The sequence below is a fragment of the Nostoc sp. C117 genome (assembly GCF_043099735.1).
In the GTDB taxonomy this organism is placed as follows: domain Bacteria; phylum Cyanobacteriota; class Cyanobacteriia; order Cyanobacteriales; family Nostocaceae; genus Nostoc.
Window position 1 is genome coordinate 849,175 of sequence record NZ_CP170991.1, and the last position, 16,771, is coordinate 865,945.

Below are 16,771 nucleotides of genomic sequence, written 5' to 3' on the forward strand. Positions count from 1 at the left end.
CGACAATTAAAAATTAAAAATCAAAAAAAGTAATTCTGATTTTTAATTTTTAATTTCTCTCCCTTAAGGATTAATTCGTAGTTTGTGCAGCTAGCATCTGCTTGAGCTTTTCTAATTCTGAAGCCCAGCGGGGATCTGGACGAATAGCATCTGACTCTGTAGTTGTGGTGCTTTCACGAGAACCTCCACCACCGCCACGACGAGGCTTCTTAGAGCCTTTCTCGCGACGACTACCTTCTTTGTTAACGCTAGGAGTAGGACTACTACTAGCAACAGTAACTGGTTTAGGAGCTTGCTCTTCGCCTTCCTCACCCTTTGTACGAGGTAATGCCTTTTCTAGCTTAATGGGGGTGTCTTTGAACATCTGACCATTATACTTTTCAATTATTTGGTCAGCTTGTTCGTCATTGTTAACTGTCAGAAAACCAAAACCGCGGCATTTGCCAGTTTTTCGGTCTTTAATTAATTTAGTAGTTACAGCATCACCTTCAGCTGCAAAAACTGCTTGCAGATCTTGACGATCAATTTCTTCTTTGGGCAAATTACCTATATATAGGCGAACGGACATGAACTATACCTCCGGAGTTGAATGAACATGGCAAGGTGAGAAAACAATCACTTGGCTTTGGCTTTTAAATAGATGCTATTGATAAAGACTGCCTTCAACCAATTTTTTTGCTCCAAACTATCAACCTATACAATACAGTTTTTCGTTGGGATCAAGCTTGTTTAATCCAAAGGCTCACACTACGATGAGCTAATAACACCTTAATTCTAAGAATTGTAAATTTAATAGCCTATTGTCTGCCAAAGTACACGCTTTCTTTGATGCCCGTCTTTGCAGAATAAAATACCATTCTTTACATTACCACGGTATTTTCTACTTAGCTAGTTTAGCGCATACATTTTCGACTTTAGTATTACTGCATCGTAGCATAAAACACATTTTTTTATTCAATGGGGCAGATTTGGAAACAAAAACCAGCCAGTGGCTGGTTGATTTGCTGCTGTGTTGGGAGGATGAAAAGGTATGGAGCGGGGGAAAAGCACCGAATTGAATAACAAAGCGATGGCGCTGAGTTATTTCGGTTGCTATTGTTTGTGTAAATAAATGTAACACTTGTGAAGAAAACCTGCAACTTTTGTTTACATTTTGTCCTTTGCTAACGACTAATGACCAATGCCCAATGAACCATTGAGAAAAATGTATGCACCCCAAGCCAGCGCTGCAAGTGCCAAAACAAAAGACCAAATGGGATGAGGGCTATACATAGTTTTACCACTTTGAGTTTCCAAGGTTTGGATATCGATCCAAGGTGTTGCTCCTCGCCGGAACCAACCTGTGACGATAATTTGCCGACCGATCAGATCCTGATGATTGACTGGCTGTCCTAGCCAAGAAATGTGATGTAATTTCACCAAGCCCGCGCTTGATTGGAGGATTAAATCTTGGGCTAGGGAGTTGCTAGTGCCTTGACGACCTAATAGTTTGCCGACAATACGGACGCTGATGCTGTCAATGGGTAAGGCAGAAGGGTCAGCTAACAGGGTGGGTAGGCAGTCGTCAGCTTGCACAGTGGCAGGTTTAATATCGGGGAAGAAAGAATTAATCCGGATCACTGTGCCGATGCTAAAGCCAATCAGAAGACAGCCTGTAATGAAAGAGCAATCATCATATATCCACTTTAGGTTTAAAAACTTGAGTGTGAATGCTAATTGCCACGTTAGCCAAACTAAACCTGCAAACAGTACTCCTAGAGGAATTCCTAACCAGGGAGCGATTTGTAATAAGAAAGACTGACGCTTAACTTTTGATGGTTGCTCGTTAGGAAAATGTAGCTCGGTTTCTAGATGCCAGTGACGGGCTATTTGGCAGAGGCGTTCGATGCGATCGCCCATCAGAGGATGGCTATTATTAATCGTAAACCATCGGCGATAGGGATTGGCTATATCCCATTTCAAAAAGGATTCAAAAGAGAGATTACTAGCAATAGTACCTAAAGACAGACTTTGTTGGTGGCTGACTGGTGTCAGCAGATTTAAGCTTTCTAACTGCCAACTAGTCTGTTCTTGTTTTTGGATATCAGCGGCAATGCCAATGGAGATTTTCAGTAAGGCACGAATCAGGGCATTGGGATTACCAGTAATTTCAGTTGCAACGCGATCGCTATAATAAAGTCGCAACTGGGACAACCACAATGCAGTTCCACTCAGCAAACACCAAATTCCATAAATCAGACTAGCGACAATTGTCACCGGCCAGCGCCAAATTTTGCCTGATATGTTGTTACCCCACTCCGACATTTGCTGATACAGCTTATAAATAGGTAGTGTCACCAATAAAACCAAAGACATCACAGCAAAATCCCAGTGAGCAATATGCCCTAGCTGTGTAGCGTAAATAATGGCAATTTCATCATCTGCCAGTTGCTCTAACAACCCTTGACTAACTACAATCCTGGCGTTACGTGGTAAACTACCATACGTTAGGATAATTGGTGCAGCCATTGGCAAAATTCGCAGTTTTGGTAATGGCCAATGCCGCTGTTGACAACAGCGTTGAAGCACCCGCACAGCTTCCCGACTACGAGCATTCAATACATCTTTGGTAAGTTCTCGTTGACCATACATGTTTGCTAACAGCAGATCAAGTAACCAAGGTGATACTGCAATTAAAATCACGAATACTATTAGCAACAATCGAGTCGGATCGTTGTATAAGAAATCAAATGGTTCTACATAGGGAAGTTTGACTAAAGTCTTGTTGATCGATCCCAATATTAACTTGATGATTTCCCGCATCACCCAAAACAGGGCGATGAATGTTCCGCCAGCCAGTAGTCGCAAAGGTATCAATTTTGGCTTCCGCAGGGGTTGCCATGCTCTGGCACGTTGTGCTTGTCGCCAATAAATAACGCCGAATAGTTTGGCTTGGGTGCGGGTGACAGAACCCATGAAACCACTTAGGGGTGGTGGAGGAGGCGGTGGTGCGACAGTAGCTTGGAGTTTAGGTAGTGGCACCATCGCCGGGATTTCGTTGTTCTTAGTTTCTATTACTTGGTCTTTTGACTCCTCTGGTGTAGGAGTATCTAGGGGAGTGTCTGGAGGAGTGTCTGGAGGATTATCTGGGGATGAATTCTCAAAGACAACAAATCCAGTTTCGACATTTTTTGATTCTTGTTCCGGTTTTTTACGTTTTGTCAGGTGTTCGAGAGCGCGTGTTGCCCACTCTTGAACTTGGGGATTGTTACTTTCAATGAGATTTTGGGAAATGGCGATCGCTTTAGAGACTTCGCCACTACGAGCATAAGCCATCACTAAGCCAACCCTTGCTTGTAAGTTAGCAGTCCCATTACTTTCGCTGCTAGCCACAGATTCTAAGTGAGCGATCGCTGTTTGGTAATTTCCTTGCTTAAGGGCGACTAAACCAGCCTCCAAAGACGATTTAGCATGTGAAGGCATACAAATTCTGGCACTCCAATCTCTTCTAAACGATCCACGTCTGGGCAAAAGCGCGAACCTCGGATGCCGTGGGAATCAACTGCGCCCAAGTTTTGCTTGTCAAGTGAACGGATCGAGAAAGAATCAAGCCACCAGTCGTCAGAATTCAGTTGGTTCTTCTGTAGAACTAATTCTGAATTCTGAATTCTGTATTCTGTATTCTTCTTCATTCCTCCACTGGTTGTTGACTAAATAATACTGGGGCGTTCGCGCTTAATTTCAACTCTGGATGGTCGCCTTGTAATTGTTGGCAATTCCATTCATTGCGGAATAGCAACACTGGGCGTCCCATACTGTCTTTAACTGTAGTGGTATTGAATATCCGTCCCACCTTTTCCAATGCTTCCCAACCACCTTCAACCCAACGAGCGACACTGTATGGTAATAAATCTAAGATGGTTTCTACACCATACTCATTTTGTAAGCGAAACTGCACCACCTCGAATTGCAACTGACCCACCGCGGCCAAAATTGGATCGCGCTTGGCTTCATCAGTTGAATACATAATTTGCACAGCACCTTCTTCGCGCAATTCCGCAACGCCTTTTTGGAATTGTTTAGACTTCGAGGGGTTGGGATTCCTGAGAGTCGCAAACAGTTCCGGTGAGAAATAGGGAATCCCCTCATATTCGAGCTTTTGACCCGTGTAAATTGTATCCCCGATCGCAAAAACACCGGGATTATTCAAACCGATGACATCGCCAGGATAAGCCACATCAATCGATTCCCGCTCTTGAGCAAAGAGTTTTTGCGGGCGGGACAGACGGATGAGTTTACCCATACGAGCGTGATTCACCATCATATCTTTTTCAAACTTACCAGTGCAAACCCGGATAAATGCGACGCGATCGCGGTGCTTCGGGTCCATATTCGCTTGCAGTTTGAAGACAAACCCCGAAAACTCCGGGTATGTGGGGAGAAGTTCGCCAACACTGCTGTTGTGAGAACCGGGTTTCAGGGCATAGTCGAGGAAGTATTTGAGGAATAATTCTACCCCAAAGTTAGTCATAGCGCTACCAAAGAACACTGGCGTCATTTTGCCTTCGTGTACCAACTGTAAATCTAGCTCTGGACCAACTCCTTCTAACAGTTCTAGATCGTTTTTCAGTTGATAGTAGAGGTCTTGTTCTAGCAACTCTTCTATTCTTGGATCGCCTAGTTCTATGATTGTATCACGGGCTTCTCGGCTACCGTGGGCGCTCCGCTCAAACAGGTGGATTTGTTGCTTGTTTCGGTCAAAAACACCTTTAAAGCGATCGCCCATCCCAATTGGCCAGTTGACCGCATAGGTTTGCAACTTCAATTCTTGCTCAATTTCATCTAAAAGTTCTAGAGGTTCTCGACCTGGGCGATCGAGCTTATTCACAAATGTAAAAATCGGGATACCCCGCAATTTACAGACTTCAAATAATTTCCGGGTTTGAGGTTCCAAACCTTTTGCTGCATCAATTAGCATCACTGCATTATCCGCCGCAGCAAGGGTGCGATAAGTATCTTCACTGAAATCTTGGTGACCGGGAGTGTCTAATAAATTTATTTGACAGTTTCGGTATTCAAATTGCAAAACTGTAGATGTAATGGAAATACCCCGTTGTTGTTCCATCGCCATCCAGTCTGAGGTAGCCTTACGTTGCGCTCGTCGCGCCTTGACTGCCCCAGCTTCGTGAATTGCACCTCCGTATAGTAGTAGCTTTTCGGTAAGTGTAGTTTTACCAGCATCAGGGTGAGATATAATTGCAAAGTTGCGGCGCAGTTCAACTGCTTGAAGAAGTTCAGACTGAAGCTCAGTAGACATAACTGTATTTGTTTGAAAGCTTGCTTAATTTTTTTACTCTGGCAAGTCTTTTAATCTTAAGACAACGATGCTCGTGATAGGGTCGTAATATAACCAACAATCTGACTAAATAGGAGAAAAAAATGTACGACACAGACAAGCGAAAGCTTCTCTCTGCCTTGTCGCATGGAGCTATTTTTTTCAGCACTACGTTTGTATCTGTAGGCATACCTATTGCCATACTGCTCGTATCTGACGATCCTGTTGTTAAAGAAAACGCCAAAGAATCTATCAACTTCCACTTTAACGTCTGGTTTTATGGAGGGATTCTGGCAGCACTGTTTTTTCTATTCGGTTGGTTAGTATTACCATTATTATTACTCGGACCGCTAGCAGGTATCGGGTATTTGTTGCATTGGGGACTAACAATTTGGGCAATCACCCACGTTTTTAGCAATCCTGATACACCCTTTCGTTATCCCTATATTTTCCGATTTTTGTAGTAGAAATTATTATATTGGGCATTGGGGATTGGGCAAAACAGTTCCGTTAGTCGTAGCGGGGCTAGCCCGTTCTGAGTTCTGAGTAAAGAACTGAAATTACCCACTCAGCACTCACTACTGAGCATGTGCTAGCCCCGCTATCCATATACAGCAATCCTGAAGGGCATTGAGCATTGGTAATTGCCAATTATTTTTGATTACCTATGCTCTATTGCTTGACTTGAAAATACTACTTCATATTTATAGATACAATGCCCCATACTCTATGCCCATTTTGTAATATTGTTTTCCCTTCGTCAGATAGATGTCAACCAAGCTGTAAAATACAAAATTGCCCCACAGCTTGATTAAGAGTAGGGCAAAGGACAGTTAAGCACTGTTTATAGTCTGTCTGACGGCAGGAAATTTTTAGCCTGCTTTTATGACGCTTTGTTTTGTGTCCATTGCGTTGGTTTTCTTCATAAAATTTTATGTTTCCTATACATCGCCCCCGCCGTCTGCGTACCCATCCCCAACTGCGCCGGATGGTTCGTGAAACTGTTTTGACAACAAACGATTTTATTTATCCACTATTTGCCGTACCGGGTGAGGGAATCGCTAACGAGGTGAAATCGATGCCCGGAGTCTACCAACTTTCGGTAGATAAAATTGTCGAAGAGGCAAAAGAAGTTTATGACTTAGGAATTCCGGGAATTATTTTATTTGGTATTCCGGCTGATAAAGACGTGGATGCCACTGGGGCTTGGCATGATTGCGGAATTGTCCAAAAAGCTGCGACGGCAGTAAAAGCAGCAGTGCCAGATTTGATTGTAGTTGCTGATACTTGTTTATGTGAGTATACCAGTCACGGTCACTGTGGTTATTTACAAGTTGGTGATTTAACAGGAAGAGTTTTAAATGACCCAACTCTGGAATTGTTGAAAAAAACAGCAGTTTCCCAAGCAAATGCTGGTGCTGATATTATTGCGCCTTCAGGGATGATGGATGGCTTTGTTCAGGCAATTCGTGCCGGTTTGGATGAAGCCGGATTTCAAGACACACCGATTATGTCTTATGCTGCTAAGTACGCTTCGGGTTATTATGGTCCATTTCGGGATGCAGCAGACTCGACACCACAATTTGGGGATAGAAGAACTTACCAAATGGACCCAGGTAACGCCCGCGAAGCAATTAAAGAGATTGAATTGGATATCGCCGAAGGTGCTGATATGCTCATGGTTAAGCCAGCTTTGGCATACATGGACATTATCTGGCGGGTGAAAGAAGCGAGTAACTTACCTGTTGCAGCTTACAATGTTTCCGGTGAGTATTCAATGGTGAAAGCTGCGGCTCTCAATGGTTGGATTGATGAAGAGCGGGTGGTTTTGGAAACTCTAACTGGATTTAAACGCGCTGGAGCAGATTTGATTTTGACTTATCATGCCAAAGACGCGGCGCGATGGTTAAATTCACACTCCTAAGTTTAAAGACACAACAATCCTTTGATCCTAGTGGTCTATCGCATTAATTTTGATGGGTTTGTAGTCAGCGATTTATCGCTCAATTTTAAGCACTGAAGTGCTTACTACAAACTTTTATAACCCTTCAGAACTTTTGCGACAGACCATTAGTGTTCTATATGTACCATTAATTTTGATGGGTTTGTAGTCAGCGATTTATCGCTCAATTTTAAGCACTGAAGATACAATTCTAGGGAATGAGCTTAGTTATAGACAGCGATCGCTTATAAAAGAAAATAGCTTGGCGTTTTTTTGGCTGCACGTTCCTGATATTTTTGCTTCAATGAAGAGGTTTGTTTAAAGAACCTAAACTCTAACTAGTGCGATCGCTCACCGTATTTGCGGCAGCAGCACGATAAAATTCTAAAACCATAAATTGTACTAAAGGTCTAAATGGCAGAAACACTATTCTTCAACGCCTTACGTGAAGCCATTGATGAAGAAATGGCGCGTGACTCCAGCGTATTTGTTCTTGGTGAAGACGTAGGACATTACGGCGGTTCCTACAAAGTTACCAAAGACCTGTACCAAAAGTATGGCGAACTCCGAATTCTAGATACCCCGATCGCCGAAAATAGTTTTACTGGGATGGCCGTGGGAGCAGCCATGACTGGGTTGCGCCCCATCATCGAAGGTATGAATATGGGCTTCTTACTCCTGGCCTTCAATCAAATATCTAATAACGCAGGAATGCTGCGCTATACTTCTGGCGGGAACTTTAAAATTCCGATGGTAATTCGCGGTCCTGGAGGAGTAGGACGGCAGCTAGGGGCAGAACATTCCCAGCGATTAGAAACCTATTTTCAAGCTGTGCCAGGGTTGAAGATTGTTGCTTGCTCTACACCAAGAAACGCTAAAGGATTACTCAAATCCGCCATCCGCGATGATAACCCGGTGTTGTTCTTTGAACACGTTCTGCTTTACAACTTAAAAGAAGATTTACCAGAAGAAGAATATTTGCTGCCTTTGGATAAAGCTGAAATAGTGCGTCAGGGTAAAGATGTCACAATTATCACTTATTCTCGCATGAGACATCATGTACTACAAGCAGTAAAAACTCTTGAAAAACAAGGATACGATCCAGAAGTTATTGATTTAATATCGCTTAAGCCATTAGATTTTGATACCATTGGTGCATCGGTCAGAAAAACCCATAAAGTCATTGTTGTGGAAGAATCCATGCGAACTGCGGGTATTGGAGCAGAAGTCATCGCTTCAATAAACGATCGCTTATTCGATGAATTAGATGCCCCAGTGCTGCGGCTTTCTTCCCAAGATATCCCCACACCTTATAACGGCAATCTGGAACGACTGACAATCATCCAACCAGAGCAAATAGTTGAAGCTGTGGAAAAAATGGTAGCGTTGCGGGTTTAAAAATTAAAGCTTAGAGTTATGAGTAAAAACTCTCACTCATAACTCTTAACTTTTAACTCAGTCAAAGGTAAAAATGGGAATATTGCCATTCGCTTTGACAAAAAGGGTGGTGAAGTGTTTAAGCAGCATTACCTGTACCAGTAAAAATCCTATCGGCGAAGCGAGATTCGTAACTCATGATGCTGCAAAAGAGCGCTATCATAGCGTTTGTCAGTTGCGAGTTATGGTATGCAAAGACAGCGATCGCTATTAATTTTAATTTTAGTCCTGATAATCGCCGCTATTACGGTGATTGCTACAATTCCGATACCTCTTGGACTTGACTTACGGGGAGGTTCACAGCTAACAATTCAGGTGAAACCATCAGCGGAAATTCCCAAAATCACCGAACGAGAATTGGAAGGTGTGAAGAAAGTTGTCGAAGGTCGGATTAATGGTCTAGGTGTTTCCGAGCCAGTAATTCAAACAGTCAGTTCAGATAAAATATTGGTGCAATTACCAGGAGTCAACGATCCAGAGCAAGCTGAACGGGTGTTAGGGGGTACAGCGCAGTTAGAATTTCGCACCCAAAAGCCGAATACAGAAACTCAACTCTTAGCTTTCCAAACATCACGAGCTGAAATGAAGCTAAAGCAAGAAGAGTTGAGAAAGAGTACCGATAAAGCCGCAATTGCCAAAAATCAAGAAGATTTACAGAAAAATAATCAAGCGATCGCAGAATTGTTTGAAAGCACCAATCCACCACTCATTGGCAAATACCTCAAGGATGCCTACGGTGAACCAAGTCAAGGTAACAACTGGCATGTTGGTATTCGCTTCGACCAAAAGGGTGGTGAACTGTTTGCCAATTTAACCAAAAATCTCGCTGGTACTGGGCGTAGCATTGGTGTTTTTCTGGATAATGAACTGATCAGCGCTCCTACAGTGGGTATAGAATTTGCCTCCACAGGTATTACTGGTGGTTCTGCGGTGATTACAGGAAGGTTTACCGCACAACAAGCCAATGACTTAGGCGTACAGCTACGGGGTGGCGCATTACCCGTACCAGTAGAAATCGTTGAAAACCGTACCGTCGGGGCAACTTTAGGTAAAGATAGTATTCAACGCAGTATTTACGCTGGTATCGGTGGATTGCTGTTAGTATTAATTTTCATGTTAGTTTACTACCGACTACCAGGGTTAATTGCCGACTTTTCTTTGATTATCTATGCGCTATTGACCTATGCCACCTTCGCTTTGCTAGGCATTACATTAACTCTCCCCGGTATTGCTGGGTTTATCCTCAGTATCGGTATGGCAGTTGACGCTAACGTATTGATTTTTGAGCGCACCCGTGAAGAACTACGTGGTGGTAAAACTTTATATCGTTCTGTAGAGTCAGGATTCTACCGAGCTTGGTCTAGCATTTTAGATAGTCATGTCACATCATTAATTTCTTGTGCAGCACTGTTTTGGTTAGGAGCAGGTTTAGTTAAAGGTTTTGCTTTGACATTGGCGCTAGGGTTAGGGGTGAATTTGTTTACTGCGATTACTTGTAGTCGCACACTACTGTTCCTAACATTGGGATTTCCCAACTTGCGTAAGCCAGAGTTGTTTTGTCCCAATCTCTCAACGTCAATTAAGTCTGGTGCGGAGGTGCAGTCATGAAATTTAGTGTCATCAAACGCCGGAAAATTTGGTGGACAATTTCTGCCACCCTAATGATCGTTAGCATCGTAGCGATGGTGATTTCTTGGCAACAACTAGGCGCGCCACTACGTCCCAGTTTAGATTTTGTTGGTGGTACGCGATTACAATTTGAACGTGATTGTACACAACCAAACAGCTGCACTCAACCGATTGAAATTTCTCATGTCAGGGAAGTAGTTGACGCCGAGAAGTTAAATAATAGTAGTATTCAAGTTGTTGGTCAAAAACAACAGGGAATATCCATTCGGACAAAGACATTAAATGTCGATCAACGCACCCAGTTGCAAGCAGCTTTGAGTGACAAAATTGGAGCCTTTAACCCGAAAGCCACTCAAATTGACACCGTTGGACCAACACTTGGTCGTCAGCTATTTACCCAAGGGTTATTAGCTCTGATTGTCTCCTTTGCTGGGATCGTTATTTATTTAAGTGTGCGGTTCCAGGTAGACTATGCCGTAATCGCAATTCTTGCCTTGTTCCATGATGTTTTAATTACCCTGGGTGTTTTCTCCATCTTAGGATTAGTAGTAGGCATTGAAGTTGATAGCCTTTTTGTCGTTGCTATTTTGACTATTACTGGTTTCTCGGTGACAGATACCGTGGTCATCTACGATCGCATTCGAGAAATACTGAATCAACATCCTGGCGATGGGATTGACAAAGTTGTTGATGATGCAATCAATCAAACTTTAACGCGATCGATTAATACCACGTTAACTGTTTTGCTAACATTATTTTCTCTGTTTCTATTTGGTGGTGAAACCCTGAGAAACTTCGCCCTGGCCTTAATTATTGGATTTACAATGGGTGCATATTCCAGTATTTTCATCGCCAGTACTCTTCTTGCTTGGTGGCGGGAGGGTAGGAGTCAATCCCAGGTAATAGATAATACAGAGCCGATTGATACATCTGCCAGTTCCCAGGATAGTTAAACTTGTCTGCATTTCACAGACCTGCCAGCCAGGCTTTAGAATTTTATTGCCCTATGGATCAACCAGAAGAACCATTAATCTCTAACCCAGACTTTCAGAACTCTGATGCATCCTTTATTCAACAAGTACAAAGGCTACATCGACTGACAGTATATGGCAGGTGGTTATTTGTCAGCTGTTTATGGCTGACTATTGCCCCTGTTTCTTTGTGGGATCTACGTGAAGAAATTTCTCTGTGGCAACAATATTTTACCTGGGTAGCAGTACGATATGGACTCTTCTACCATCCACTATCCACATTTGGTTTAGCATTTTGTATTGGGATGACCGCTGCTGTTTTAGTTTGGCAAAGCCGGAATATCTTGTTTGGACTACCAGAGCCAGAAAAACAACGTTTAGAAAAACAAGTTTATCGGATACGTCAACAGGGACCAACTCATCCTCTGTGGAAGTGGGTTTGTAATTAAATATTGGGTTATGTGAGTCAATTTTGAAATCCTTGCATATAGACACCACATGTTGATTAATTTGTAGCAAAATATGACTTAGTACATAGTCAAAGATAGTGCTAAAACTCGGTGCCATACATGAATAATCCTCAAATTCAATTTAGCGATCGCAAGTCTGAAATTGATCTTTACCAACTCCAAGAACTGTTAAACATTTCAGCTTTCTGGGCAAAGGGACGTAGTATTGAGGATTTAAGCATAGCCATTGCCAACAGTGAGCCAGTGATTTCTGTGTCTGATAGCGAGCGGCTCATTGGCTTTGCTAGAGCAACATCTGATGGCATCTATCGCGCGACGATTTGGGATGTTGTGATTCATCCAGAATATCGAAGTAGTGGTGTGGGAACCAATTTAGTCGAAACCATTTTGAGTCATCCCCGTATGAGATGGGTTGAGCGCATTTACCTAATGACTACTAACCAGCAAGAATTCTACAAAAAGATTGGTTTCCAGCCCAACACTACGACTACGATGGTTATACATAACCTAGCTAAGCTGAGTTTCGTTCCTAATACAGAAGTTCAGCTTCAAGAATCACTAGGGGAATAGAAATTTGTATTCTGGTGAGCTGCCCAGGTGTTTCTTTGACAATTGGAGAAGGTAGGATTTCTAGCTTTCCTTCCATAACTTCCACCAAAGTCTGATTAATTAAGAATCTCATTCCTGGAGAAAGAGTAGCATTCTTTAAGTTATTCTCGTTGGGCAGATCTTGAGATTTGAGCAAATCAATCGGCTCGCTCCAGGGTATGGCATGGGTTGGCACATCCAGCCAAATGTTAACAAAATTATTTGCAGGTGCAGGGTTGCTAGAAATATAGATACTGCCTTCTTCCATCTGAGTAATAGCAGTATCTATTAAACTGATTAATATTTGGCGGAGCCAGAGAGAATCTGCCAAAACATAAATTTCTGGATCGGCTGGTATCAATTGCAAAGGAAAATTGCGATTTGCCGCCAGCATATAAGTTAATTTATGAACTTCCTCCAAAATATTGGCTAATAGTCTGGGCTGAATATCAAGTTTATTTGTACCATGCTCGGTTCTGGCAACGTTGAGAATTTCATCCATGAGCTTTAGCATTTTCAGAGTTCGCTCATGAGCTTGGGCAATAAACTCTCGCTCTTCAGCTGGGTCTTCGCACAAATCTGACAAAATTAACTGATGTAAGCCAATTAGACCATTAAGGGGCGATCGCAATTCATGGGTAGTCCGTGCTAAAAAACCAGCTTTAAACAGGCTCATTTCCCTTGCCATTTGGTATGCCAGCTGCGTTTGCTGCATCTGTTGCGATATTGGTGGCATATCCTGTTGGTCTAATGAGACTACTGGGGATGAGCTAGATGAAGTTTTTGGCCATCGCGCAAATAACCTATGGAAACTCAGACCTAGTGCTATTCCTACTCCTAAATATATCCAGTTACTCCAATTCATATCTTGACAATTATTAAGTTGTTAATTGGCCACAACAGCGTAAATTAAAGTTCCGGATTTATCAGCTGTTGAAACCAGGAAAACAACATTATAGCCACCTATATCTGGTTAGCACTCGATAAATCTAACTTGATGGCACCTTGTCGCAAAATATGCCAATTTCCCCCTGTCCATTTAGCAACGGTGGAAGGTATACCCATCCCTAGTATTTCACCCTGGTATTCTGTCGTTGCTAAAGTCAGAACTTGAGGAAACTGAGTCTCAATTTCTGCCATTGTTTGTAAAGGTGGCTGACCGGAAAAATTGGCGCTAGTGGTGGCAAGAGGGCCTGTTTGCGCCAAAATAGATTGAGCGATCGCACTTTTCGGTACTCGAATACCGATTGTTGTTGGGTCAATGGGGTTCATAACTTTTGGTAAGCGATCTGAAGCTGGTAAAACTAACGTCAGCCCTCCTGGCCAATATTGGTCTGCTACTTCTTGCCAAATTTTATACTCGCTATCACTACCTTTGACATAAGGCCACAAATCCTCAGCATTAGCAGCCATCAAAATCAAAGGTTTGTCTTGACTGCGTTGCTTTGCCGCAAAAATTAATGCTGCTTTTTCGGGTGCTGCTGCAAGTGCAGGAACAGTATCGGTGGGAAAACTTACCAAAAAGCCAGCGCGTGCGCCAGCTATTAGGTCTGTGAGGGAAACTTGCGTCATCTTGCTAAGTAAGTCGGTGAGAAAAATTCAATATCTATAAAGAAATATAACTTTCTGGAAAGAGCGAATACAGCAAGAATCCTCAGCAAAAGTACAATCGATCTCAATACTGCACGCTTTGTGCATTTTTAACTCGGAATTGGGTTTTGGGAAAAGGTAAAAGGGTAAAGGTTAAAGGTTTTTTCTTTCCCCTTTCCCCTTCCCCTTTTCCCCAAAACCCGACAAGTATTGCAATCGATCTTCCACTTTGATCGTTAGATAAGCTTACTCTGCTCAGACTGATGGACATAGCCAAATTGGGTAAGGGAAACCCTAACTTCTATAAGCTAGGGCGAAGCGTTCAATTCCAGCTAAATCCGCGTGAATTTGAATATTGCAATAATTACCTTGATTTTGCAAAATTTCTTGCACTGTATCGGCTTGTCCAGCCATCATCTCAATTAGCAAGATGCCACCAGGTTGCAAATAACTAGAGGAGATTTCTATCAAATGGCGTATGCAATCTAAGCCATCACCACCACCATCCAAAGCTAGATGCGGTTCATGGTTAACTACTTCTGGTTGCAAAGTAGGTAAGATGCTGGTAGGGATGTAAGGAGGGTTTGACACCACACCACTGAATTGACCTTTTAACAATGCCAGTGGCTCCCACCAGGAACCTTGATAAAATTGAATCCGGTCAGCAAAACCCAAATCATCGGCGTTGGCTTGGGCGATCGCTAGAGCTGCTAAACTGTAATCCACTGCATGAATTGTGGCTTTTGGCAAGACATCTGCTAATCCGATGGCGATCGCACCACTTCCAGTACCCAAATCTGCCCAGTGTCCTGAAGTATTGGCAGCAGAGGCCAAAGCTAAATCAATTAAACACTCTGTCTCTGGTCTTGGAATCAAAACCGCATTCGATACGGCGATTTTAAACTGACGCCAAGTTGTAGCACCCGCAATATACTGCACTGGCAAGCGGTCATTTAATCGCCTCTGCCACAGCTGGTCTAACTCTTCCAAAGGCAATTGCAACTGAATTTGCGGCCAGTTTTTGAAAGACTCCAAGCGAAGCGCCAAGCGGTCTAACCCCGCAACTTCTAGGAGTAGCCAATCTACCTCTGTTGGTGAGACATCAGTGGCTCTTGCTGCTTCGATAGCTGCATTTCGCCACTGCCAAAGTTCTGAACCAGAAACTATCAGATGTTTCTCCTCCATGTCTCAACCTTGGAGTCCATAACTATTATTTTTTCGGAGCGGCCGCAGGAGCGGGCTTACCACCTGATGACTGATTCGGAGCAAGGGAACGAATAAAATTGATCGACTCCTGCGATGGATAGAGAACAATTTTATTGATACTGGGATCGTTGCTACTATTGAGAGCCTCCATAACACCGTACAAATCCACCACCTGAATTTCAGTGTTGTCTGCTTCCTTGGGCACCGCTTTTTTGAATTCGTCTAACAGAGCTACTGCTTGCTCTTTTTCAAAAAAGAAGGGGATGTAACGTTCGTTGCCTTTTGCCAGGGGAATGGTCAGATAGCTATTATCTTTTTTAAATTTGGGCACGAATAAAGGAATACCGTTGAATTGCTGCCCTTTTTTGCCATTTTGATTCAGCATGTTTGTTGCCGACTGTACCTGTTGTTGTGTCGGTACTAAAGTATAAATTACGGAATCAGACTTCTTTTTGCTTTCTTGCACGATCTTATAGTAGTCTGCCAAAGACAAAGGTCTTACTTGTAGGGTGCTTGCTAGTTGAGGATTTTCTTTTTTAAGTCGGTTATCAAGGAATTTTTGAGCATCTTGCTTGCTAATAAAAAATCCTACTTGAGAGATGGTCTTGGTGTCGTTTTTCCTTGATAAAACTACAAATTCGCCTTTAGGATTAGTAAGGGTGAATACTGGTACTTCTTGTAGCTTTTTGACTATCTGATCTTGTGGTAAAGCAACAGCTTCTAGATTGCCTATCCCTGGTAGGTTGCCTATTCCAGAAAGCCCTCCTAACAAGATACTGCCAGCTATACCCAATGTTGTGCCCCAGCGAACTAATGATTTCATGACTACTCCTCGGATGAATAATACAATTAAATTAAACGAATGGTTGGATTTGCACAGCACCAACTAGCTTCAGTTATATAGCAATCTATTTTAGTTGTGAAAATTTATTTGTAAACAAGCCATGATGTCAGTTGATTTTTAACACTCAACGGACAAAGTGGAATAGTTCCAACTATTTAGGGTTGCTACAGTATCGCCTTCACTAATTGACTGTGCTAAAGCTCTATTTTTCTCAATTTTGCTTTGCCATTCACTGCAAAACCATGTAGATGCTTATTTGATGGCTTCTCAAGGAGTGAAAAGTCTCTCTGACCCTAGAGATAATAAATGCCATTTGATTGACTTTCTCTGATATTGGGTGACGCTGTTACTTGAGCGATCGTTCCATCTTCCGTGGGTTGAAGATATTCTCAAATCTATACAAAGTGAAGTGTTAGGAGCATATTACCGTTTAACTGCCAAATTTGCCTATTATGCTTCAAAAGTTAGTCTCAGAGCAAACCTATAACATTCCATCGTCGGAAAGCAAGGACTTGCACTCCCAATACTTGTTGGTTAAGGCGAAAAGGGAAGAGTAAAGAAAAAACCTTTAACCCTTAACCTTTTCGCCAAAGGCGATTCCGAGTTAAAACTGCAAAAGCCAAGAAGTATTTCTTGCGCCCCTAAAAATATAGAAATAATTTTGGGTCATTTCTTTTTTGGAAGTCTCTAACCCAGATTTATGACTAAGCTTGATTTTATGAATTTTTAGGTAACAGCAATTACCTAAAAATTGCTGTAGTTAAAATACAAAGAAAACCA

General features: G+C 42.5%; 14 protein-coding genes. 7 read left to right on the plus strand and 7 right to left on the minus strand.

What is annotated here, in order from left to right; translation table 11 throughout:
• Positions 1 to 70: 70 nt before the first annotated feature.
• The 3 genes from ACFG4S_RS05175 to prfC form a co-directional block, all read right to left on the minus strand.
• Positions 71 to 568, minus strand: coding sequence for an RNA recognition motif domain-containing protein (locus ACFG4S_RS05175; protein ID WP_392533778.1), 498 nt, complete (start codon positions 566 to 568; stop codon positions 71 to 73).
• A 602-nt stretch (positions 569 to 1,170) separates the two neighbouring features.
• Positions 1,171 to 3,462 (minus strand): M48 family metalloprotease, encoded by a 2,292-nt coding sequence (locus ACFG4S_RS05180; RefSeq protein WP_392533779.1) that lies wholly within the window; start codon positions 3,460 to 3,462, stop codon positions 1,171 to 1,173.
• Between the two features lie 205 nt (positions 3,463 to 3,667).
• Complete coding sequence (gene prfC / locus ACFG4S_RS05185; RefSeq protein WP_392533780.1) at positions 3,668 to 5,296, minus strand: peptide chain release factor 3; 1,629 nt, start codon at positions 5,294 to 5,296, stop codon at positions 3,668 to 3,670.
• Between the two features lie 122 nt (positions 5,297 to 5,418).
• Between prfC and ACFG4S_RS05190 the strand changes: the two genes are divergently transcribed.
• The 7 genes from ACFG4S_RS05190 (at position 5,419) to ACFG4S_RS05220 (ending at position 12,333) form a co-directional block, all read left to right on the plus strand.
• Positions 5,419 to 5,778, plus strand: a complete 360-nt coding sequence (locus tag ACFG4S_RS05190; RefSeq protein WP_392533781.1) for a DUF4870 domain-containing protein — start codon at positions 5,419 to 5,421, stop codon at positions 5,776 to 5,778.
• Positions 5,779 to 6,248: 470 nt separating this feature from the next.
• Complete coding sequence (gene hemB / locus ACFG4S_RS05195) at positions 6,249 to 7,238, plus strand: porphobilinogen synthase (RefSeq protein WP_392533782.1); 990 nt, start codon at positions 6,249 to 6,251, stop codon at positions 7,236 to 7,238.
• A gap of 432 nt (positions 7,239 to 7,670) precedes the next feature.
• Complete coding sequence (locus ACFG4S_RS05200; RefSeq protein ID WP_334743955.1) at positions 7,671 to 8,654, plus strand: alpha-ketoacid dehydrogenase subunit beta; 984 nt, start codon at positions 7,671 to 7,673, stop codon at positions 8,652 to 8,654.
• Between the two features lie 228 nt (positions 8,655 to 8,882).
• Positions 8,883 to 10,301 carry a protein translocase subunit SecD gene (secD, locus tag ACFG4S_RS05205; protein ID WP_392533783.1) on the plus strand — a complete coding sequence of 473 codons (1,419 nt, stop codon included), beginning with the start codon at positions 8,883 to 8,885 and terminating at the stop codon, positions 10,299 to 10,301.
• Positions 10,298 to 11,275 (plus strand): protein translocase subunit SecF, encoded by a 978-nt coding sequence (gene secF / locus ACFG4S_RS05210; RefSeq protein WP_392533784.1) that lies wholly within the window; start codon positions 10,298 to 10,300, stop codon positions 11,273 to 11,275. Before secD ends, secF begins: the two co-directional genes overlap by 4 nt.
• A gap of 53 nt (positions 11,276 to 11,328) precedes the next feature.
• Positions 11,329 to 11,742 (plus strand): hypothetical protein, encoded by a 414-nt coding sequence (locus tag ACFG4S_RS05215; protein ID WP_392533785.1) that lies wholly within the window; start codon positions 11,329 to 11,331, stop codon positions 11,740 to 11,742.
• A gap of 120 nt (positions 11,743 to 11,862) precedes the next feature.
• On the plus strand, positions 11,863 to 12,333 hold the full coding sequence (locus ACFG4S_RS05220) for a GNAT family N-acetyltransferase (protein WP_392533786.1): 471 nt from the start codon (positions 11,863 to 11,865) through the stop codon (positions 12,331 to 12,333).
• On the opposite strand, the gene ACFG4S_RS05225 is transcribed toward ACFG4S_RS05220, so the two are convergent.
• From ACFG4S_RS05225 to ACFG4S_RS05240, 4 genes are all read right to left on the minus strand, one after another.
• On the minus strand, positions 12,293 to 13,216 hold the full coding sequence (locus ACFG4S_RS05225) for a sensor histidine kinase (RefSeq protein ID WP_392533787.1): 924 nt from the start codon (positions 13,214 to 13,216) through the stop codon (positions 12,293 to 12,295). The genes ACFG4S_RS05220 and ACFG4S_RS05225 overlap by 41 nt on opposite strands.
• A 98-nt stretch (positions 13,217 to 13,314) precedes the next feature.
• The gene (locus ACFG4S_RS05230; protein ID WP_392533788.1) at positions 13,315 to 13,923 is read right to left on the minus strand and encodes an L-threonylcarbamoyladenylate synthase; all 609 of its coding nucleotides are present in this window, start codon (positions 13,921 to 13,923) and stop codon (positions 13,315 to 13,317) included.
• Between the two features lie 312 nt (positions 13,924 to 14,235).
• Positions 14,236 to 15,126, minus strand: a complete 891-nt coding sequence (gene prmC / locus ACFG4S_RS05235; protein WP_392533789.1) for a peptide chain release factor N(5)-glutamine methyltransferase — start codon at positions 15,124 to 15,126, stop codon at positions 14,236 to 14,238.
• A 25-nt stretch (positions 15,127 to 15,151) separates the two neighbouring features.
• Positions 15,152 to 15,970 (minus strand): Tic22 family protein, encoded by an 819-nt coding sequence (locus ACFG4S_RS05240; protein WP_392533790.1) that lies wholly within the window; start codon positions 15,968 to 15,970, stop codon positions 15,152 to 15,154.
• Positions 15,971 to 16,771 lie beyond the last annotated feature (801 nt).

Coding starts and splice junctions, on each gene's coding strand:
- ACFG4S_RS05175 (WP_392533778.1), bottom strand. CDS start 568: ATGTCCGTTCGCCTATATATAGGTAATTTGCCCAAAGAAGAAATTGAT.
- ACFG4S_RS05180 (WP_392533779.1), bottom strand. CDS start 3,462: ATGCCTTCACATGCTAAATCGTCTTTGGAGGCTGGTTTAGTCGCCCTT.
- prfC (WP_392533780.1), bottom strand. CDS start 5,296: ATGTCTACTGAGCTTCAGTCTGAACTTCTTCAAGCAGTTGAACTGCGC.
- ACFG4S_RS05190 (WP_392533781.1), top strand. CDS start 5,419: ATGTACGACACAGACAAGCGAAAGCTTCTCTCTGCCTTGTCGCATGGA.
- hemB (WP_392533782.1), top strand. CDS start 6,249: ATGTTTCCTATACATCGCCCCCGCCGTCTGCGTACCCATCCCCAACTG.
- ACFG4S_RS05200 (WP_334743955.1), top strand. CDS start 7,671: ATGGCAGAAACACTATTCTTCAACGCCTTACGTGAAGCCATTGATGAA.
- secD (WP_392533783.1), top strand. CDS start 8,883: ATGCAAAGACAGCGATCGCTATTAATTTTAATTTTAGTCCTGATAATC.
- secF (WP_392533784.1), top strand. CDS start 10,298: ATGAAATTTAGTGTCATCAAACGCCGGAAAATTTGGTGGACAATTTCT.
- ACFG4S_RS05215 (WP_392533785.1), top strand. CDS start 11,329: ATGGATCAACCAGAAGAACCATTAATCTCTAACCCAGACTTTCAGAAC.
- ACFG4S_RS05220 (WP_392533786.1), top strand. CDS start 11,863: ATGAATAATCCTCAAATTCAATTTAGCGATCGCAAGTCTGAAATTGAT.
- ACFG4S_RS05225 (WP_392533787.1), bottom strand. CDS start 13,216: ATGAATTGGAGTAACTGGATATATTTAGGAGTAGGAATAGCACTAGGT.
- ACFG4S_RS05230 (WP_392533788.1), bottom strand. CDS start 13,923: ATGACGCAAGTTTCCCTCACAGACCTAATAGCTGGCGCACGCGCTGGC.
- prmC (WP_392533789.1), bottom strand. CDS start 15,126: ATGGAGGAGAAACATCTGATAGTTTCTGGTTCAGAACTTTGGCAGTGG.
- ACFG4S_RS05240 (WP_392533790.1), bottom strand. CDS start 15,970: ATGAAATCATTAGTTCGCTGGGGCACAACATTGGGTATAGCTGGCAGT.